Raw genomic sequence first — 5805 nt, 5'->3', positions numbered from 1 at the left:
CTCCTGTTTTGTATTTATTTGTTTTTCAAAGGAATATAACCATATTCTTCTATGCGAGCCTTTGCTTCCGCTGATTTTAAAGATGCAATGAAAGCTTGAGTCTCTTTAGTGATTTTTTCAGGGTAATAGACCACTAAAAATGGCATGGAAAGTTTATATTCATGAGTGACAATATTTTTTGCAGTGGCTTCTACTCCCTCAAATTTTATCGCTTTAATCGATTTATCCACCGATCCCGTAGAGATGAAACCGATCGCTTGAGGGTTATGGTTAATCAGTGTTTTAACCATACTATTGCTATTGACCACTAAGTTATTGGAACTGATGTCTGACACTAAGCGATCATTAATCACACGAGTCAGGCCTAATAAGCTTTCAAAGCTATAGCGGGAACCTGATGATGCTTCTCTGGTTACAACTGCGATTTTTTGATCAGCACCACCGACTTGTTTCCAGTTGGTTATTTTCCCTTTATAAATATCAAATAACTGCTCACGAGTCAGATTTTCAATACTGTTTAAGCGATTGATTACAACAGCCAACCCATCATAGGCAATCGGTAGGGTGTTCATCGTCTCATCTTGCTCACTTTCTGTGAGGTAGCGCGAGCTCATGGCGATATCTGCGACACCTTTTTTCAGTAATGTGATGCCAGCACTCGAACCTACGGCTTGAACCGCGATATAAGTTTCAGGGTGTGCGGTATTGTAGTCCTCGGCGAATACTTCCATGATCCTAGCGACCGAGGTCGAGCCAGAAATATTAACTTCACTTGCGAAGGCAAACTGGGTATGTAGCAAAGTTGAAAGCAGTGTAGCAAGCGCGACTCGAAACATAGTGGCTCCAATATGGTTATTTAGAAAAATTGAGCCACCATAATATGTCGTATAGATGACACTTTTGTGAACCACAAAGGTAAGTGGTTTGTAGCCTTACGGTTTTTCATATCAGAGATAAGCGAAGTCAGCTATAGTCGAGATGTCAGGAAGCCGTGTTTGAGCGAGGGTAAAATGGCGGTAGTGAATTTGTTGCAACGTCAACTAGAACGAAGAGCAGAGCTTGTTTGCCATAATCGTAACCAAAGTGTGTCTGTTGAATTAGGCAAATCCTGTTTTGAGCCGATCGTTAACGGTGTGCACTTCATCAAACACCATTACAAATTAGATTCAACGCATTGCGACTATTCAAGTATCGTGGCGAAAGTGATTTGGGAAGAAGCTAAATGGGCGCTGTATATTCCCAATACGGATCCCGATAAAGAAATTGAAGATTGGTTGCCGTATCCTTTTCTCCCTAAAACAACGGATTTGACGGCGTTGATCCGCGAAATTGAAAAAGATCCTAAATCTTACTTTTGGTGATCAATAAGCAATAAAAAGGCACTCCGAAGAATGCCTGATAGGAATGTCTATGCTGCTAAAATCACTCCCCTTGGGTAGTGGTATTAGCTTCTGAAGGTATAGGTAACGGTTCGAAAACCTGAGTCGGTTTTGCAATCAGACTGCGGTTTTCCATATTCACTTCTGCGAGCACGACTTCGAGCGTATCACCGAGCTTAAAGACGACTTCTTTATCGACAAGCAGCGTTCCACTTTCCGCATTACATTCAATACGTTCTTTGTTGTCTAAGATTAAAGAACCAGGAATGAATGCGGCTGCGCCATTTTCCAAAAGACGTACGCGTATGCCAGCGCGATTGATATCAAAGATTTCAGCCGTAAAACGGGTGCCTTTGCTAGGTTCGTTTACTAACGTTCTAGCATAGAGCCAGTCGCCTACGTTACGTTCGGCCATTTTGTGGTGTTTGCGGTGTAGTGCCAACTCTTCACCAACGGTTTCATCCGGTGTTTGTACGGGCTCTTTGTTTAAAATATGTGCTTTCAACATACGATGGTTGATCATATCGCCATATTTACGGATAGGAGAAGTCCAAGTGGCATAGATATCCAAACCCATTGCGTAATGCGGAAGAGGTTGGTTTCCTATTTCACTGTAAGCTTGATACTTGCGGATACGATTATCCAGATAGCGGGTCTCTTGCTTACATAACCAGCGACGTAAAGAGGCAAAGCCTTCTAGAGTCGCTAAGTTATCGGCAGTGTATTCAAGCTCACCCGTTGGGTTGACTAATTCGACAACATCGGCAATTTTTTCGGGTTTGAACCCCGCGTGCGTATTGAACACGCCTTGGCCAAAATGCGCTTTGAGCGTTTTTCCCGCACAGATATTCGCGGTTATCATCGCTTCCTCAACAAGACGGTTAGCACTACGGCGAAGATCCGCATGAATTGCCACTACGTCGTTGTCTTCACTCAGTTCAAATCGATAATCAGGGTGATCAGGAAACACGACCGCGTATGTTTCGCGCCATTGTGCGCGCGCTAATGAAAAATCATACAAATCACGCACAACGGAAGCGATTTGGTCACTTGGTTGCCAATCGGCAGAAGTGCCCGTCTCTAACCAATCTGATACATGATCATAAACCAATCGAGCGTGCGATTTAATGTTGGCCGCAAAAAAGGTAATGTCATCGCCAATCACACCTTCTTTAGTCACTGTTACGGCACAGCAAAGGGCAGGGCGAACTTCATTTTCCATCAACGAACACAAATCATCGGCTAAATCACGTGGCAACATTGGGATATTGCGGCCAGGGAGATAAATAGTGAAACCCCGCTCACGCGCGACACTGTCCATCTCGTCATCTGGCGTGATGTATGCGGTTGGGTCTGCAATAGCAATGGTTAATGTGAAGTCACCGTTCTCGGTTCTTTGGGCGAACAGTGCATCATCCATATCTTTAGTTGATGCCCCATCGATGGTCACGAAAGGAAGGTGGGTCATATCGATGCGTTGTAGGTCGGCATCATCTTTTAGCTGCCAATGTTCAATACCAGCCGGCTCACTGTTAGGCAGGTCATTTTCAGCTAAAGTCACCCACCAAGGTGCAATCTTATCGTTGGCATCCGTAATTTTATGGGTGATTTCAACCATAAAGCCGCTATCGTCTTTCAGTGGATGGTTAATAAGCTGTGCAACAACCCAATCACCTTCAGAGAAATGTTCAGGGTTTAATCCTTTTTGCACCTTGGCTTTCAGCGATTGCCTTTTTAGTTGCGGGTTATCGGGCGTGACATTCAGCTTACCTTTGTACAGCTTTACACGGCCAATGAAGCGAGTTAATGAAGGCTCAAGCAGCTCTTGAGGCTCAGCCACTTCTTTCTCATTCTCGGTGCGAATGATGGCCACTACTTTATCTCCGTGTAGGCATTTCTTCATGTACGGAGGCGGAATAAAGAAGCTGTTCTTACTGTCAACTTCTAAAAAGCCGAAGCCTTTTTCAGTGGCTTTTATCGTGCCTTCTTTCTTAGGCAAGTTCTCTTGGATTTGTTGCTTGAGTTGAGCAAGGAGCGGATTATCTTGAAACATGTTTCTTTTTCTAACAAATGCGATTGGGCACACTATAATCATTGAGCGGGATGATTACTACCGAAAGCGTTATTTTTGCTAGTCTGCTTTAACAGTGCGCTGTAAATGCAGCTTCTGTGTTCGTTTTGGGTGAATTAATGAGCTTAATGGTCATCTATGACGAATTTTTGTGATGTAATTCAATTTTTACTAGCTTTTTTTATGCTTTTAGGGAATAATCCGCGTCCCTTATATGTCCCTAGCGGCTTGATGCGTTTTAAGACTTATCCGCATCTGAACGGAACTCAGCTCTTTTTAATGGATCGGTATTGGAATTGGTAGAGCACGTGGGACCTTTTGTTAATTAATCTAGTGGGATCTCCATGCAAGACTCTGTAATTCAATTTAGTGAATTAGCCCTAAACGACTCAATCCTTTCTGCTCTAAATGAAATGGGTTTCGTTTCTCCAACTCCTATCCAAGCTGCTGCTATTCCATTTCTTCTTGAAGGAAGAGATGCGCTAGGTAAAGCACAAACAGGTACAGGTAAAACGGCTGCGTTTTCTTTACCTCTACTGAACAAATTAAACCTTTCTCAACACAAGCCACAAGCAATTGTGATGGCACCAACTCGTGAACTTGCTATCCAAGTTGCGGCAGAAATCAAAAACCTTGGCCAAAAGATTCAAGGCCTTAAAGTACTTGAGATCTATGGCGGTGCTTCTATTGTTGACCAAATGCGCGCTCTGAAAAATGGTGCTCATATTGTGGTTGGCACACCTGGTCGTGTAAAAGATTTGATCACTCGTGACCGCCTTCATTTAGACGAATGTCATACCTTCGTCCTTGATGAAGCTGACGAAATGCTCAAAATGGGCTTCGTTGATGACGTAACTTGGATCATGGAACAAGCACCTGGCACCGCTCAACGCGTGCTGTTCTCTGCGACTATGCCTCCTATGGTGAAGACGATTGTTGACCGTTACCTACGTGATCCTGCTCGTGTTGACGTAGCAGGTTCAAACCAAACTGTTGCGAAAGTAGAGCAGCAATATTGGGTTGTTAAAGGTGTTGAAAAAGATGAAGCGATGGCTCGTCTTCTTGAAACAGAAGAAACCGATGCGTCAATCGTCTTTGTACGTACTCGTCAAGACACCGAGCGTTTAGCTGATTGGTTATTATCTCGTGGCTTTAAAGCGGCAGCGCTTCATGGTGATATTCCGCAATCACTGCGTGAGCGCACGGTTGATCATATCAAACAGGGTGTAATCGACATTCTTGTTGCGACAGACGTTGTTGCTCGTGGTCTTGATGTTCCACGTATTACACACGTGTTCAACTATGATATCCCATTCGATGTAGAATCATACATCCACCGTATTGGCCGTACTGGCCGTGCTGGACGCAAAGGTAAAGCGATCCTTCTAGTTCGCACGAACCAAATTCGTATGTTGCGTACGATTGAGCGCGTAACTCGTTCTCAAATGGAAGAGATTCAACTTCCAATGCGTGACAAAGTTGCTGAAGCTCGTCTCATCAAACTGGGTGCAGAGCTAGAAGCTGACAAAGGTCATACTGCTTTAGACAAATTTGTTGAGCTCATTGAAAAACTTCAACAAAGCCTAGAGATTGATGCCACAACACTGGCGGCCATTTTACTGAAGCGCCAACAAGGCAATCGTCCACTGTTCTATGTCGGCCCAGATCCAATGGTTGACGCGATCGAGCGTGAAAAATCACGTCGCCGTGATCGTAAAGAGGGTAGTGAGCGTGGTGAACGCCGTGAAGGCGGTCGCGATAGCCGTGATGGACGCGAAGGTCGCCGCGAATATGGTACTGCGAGCAATGACTGGGATACTTATCAGTTACAAGTCGGCCGTGAGCAAGGCGTGCAAGTGAAAGACATCGTTGGTGCTTTAGCTAATGAACTTGGTTTAACCAAAGGTTCAATTGGTGCAATTAAACTTGCTCAAGGCCATACATTCGTACAGCTTCCTAAATCAATGTCTTCAGATGTTGAAGGCAAATTGCGTAAACTGCGTATTCGCCAAAAAGAAGTCGGTGCTGTTGTATGTGACTTTGATGACTTCCGCGAGTCTCGTGGTCGTCGTGAAGGTGGTAACGGTGGTGGTGCCCGTCGTGAAGGCGGAAACGGTGGCTTCCGTAATCGTGAAGGCGGTGCTCCTGCGGCTGGCGCAGGTCGTGGTGGCCGTGAAGGTGGCTTCCGTGGCAACCGTGACGGTGCAGCGGCGACTGGTCGTGATGGTGAACGTCGTTTTGACCGCAACCGTGGTGGCGACCATCGTGGTAACTTCCGTGGTGAACGTGGTCACGGCAATGCTAGTGCTAATGCCAATGCGGGTACGTTAAGTCGTCCTCTTATACACATTCGCC

The 5805-nt window shown here is 45.1% G+C and carries 4 protein-coding genes; 2 read left to right on the top strand and 2 right to left on the bottom strand.

Annotation, left to right across the window (positions count from 1 at the left end):
• Positions 1-14 precede the first annotated feature (14 nt).
• The gene (locus tag B9J87_RS13850) at positions 15-836 is read right to left on the bottom strand and encodes a phosphate ABC transporter substrate-binding protein (protein ID WP_172859062.1); all 822 of its coding nucleotides are present in this window, start codon (positions 834-836) and stop codon (positions 15-17) included.
• A 174-nt stretch (positions 837-1010) separates the two neighbouring features.
• Between B9J87_RS13850 and B9J87_RS13845 the strand changes: the two genes are divergently transcribed.
• The gene (locus B9J87_RS13845; protein WP_026027345.1) at positions 1011-1361 is read left to right on the top strand and encodes a DUF3024 domain-containing protein; all 351 of its coding nucleotides are present in this window, start codon (positions 1011-1013) and stop codon (positions 1359-1361) included.
• Between the two features lie 61 nt (positions 1362-1422).
• On the opposite strand, the gene rnb is transcribed toward B9J87_RS13845, so the two are convergent.
• Positions 1423-3432, bottom strand: a complete 2010-nt coding sequence (gene rnb, locus B9J87_RS13840) for an exoribonuclease II (RefSeq protein ID WP_094151285.1) — start codon at positions 3430-3432, stop codon at positions 1423-1425.
• A gap of 362 nt (positions 3433-3794) precedes the next feature.
• Between rnb and B9J87_RS13835 the strand changes: the two genes are divergently transcribed.
• A partial coding sequence (locus B9J87_RS13835) for a DEAD/DEAH box helicase (RefSeq protein ID WP_254918143.1) occupies positions 3795-5805 on the top strand: 2011 nt, incomplete at its 3' end.

It is taken from the genome of Vibrio sp. V19_P1S1T109, from assembly GCF_002241375.1.
GTDB classification, from domain to species: domain Bacteria; phylum Pseudomonadota; class Gammaproteobacteria; order Enterobacterales; family Vibrionaceae; genus Vibrio; species Vibrio anguillarum.
Note: the sequence above shows the minus strand (reverse complement) of the source record. Positions and strands in the feature narration are given on the sequence as shown.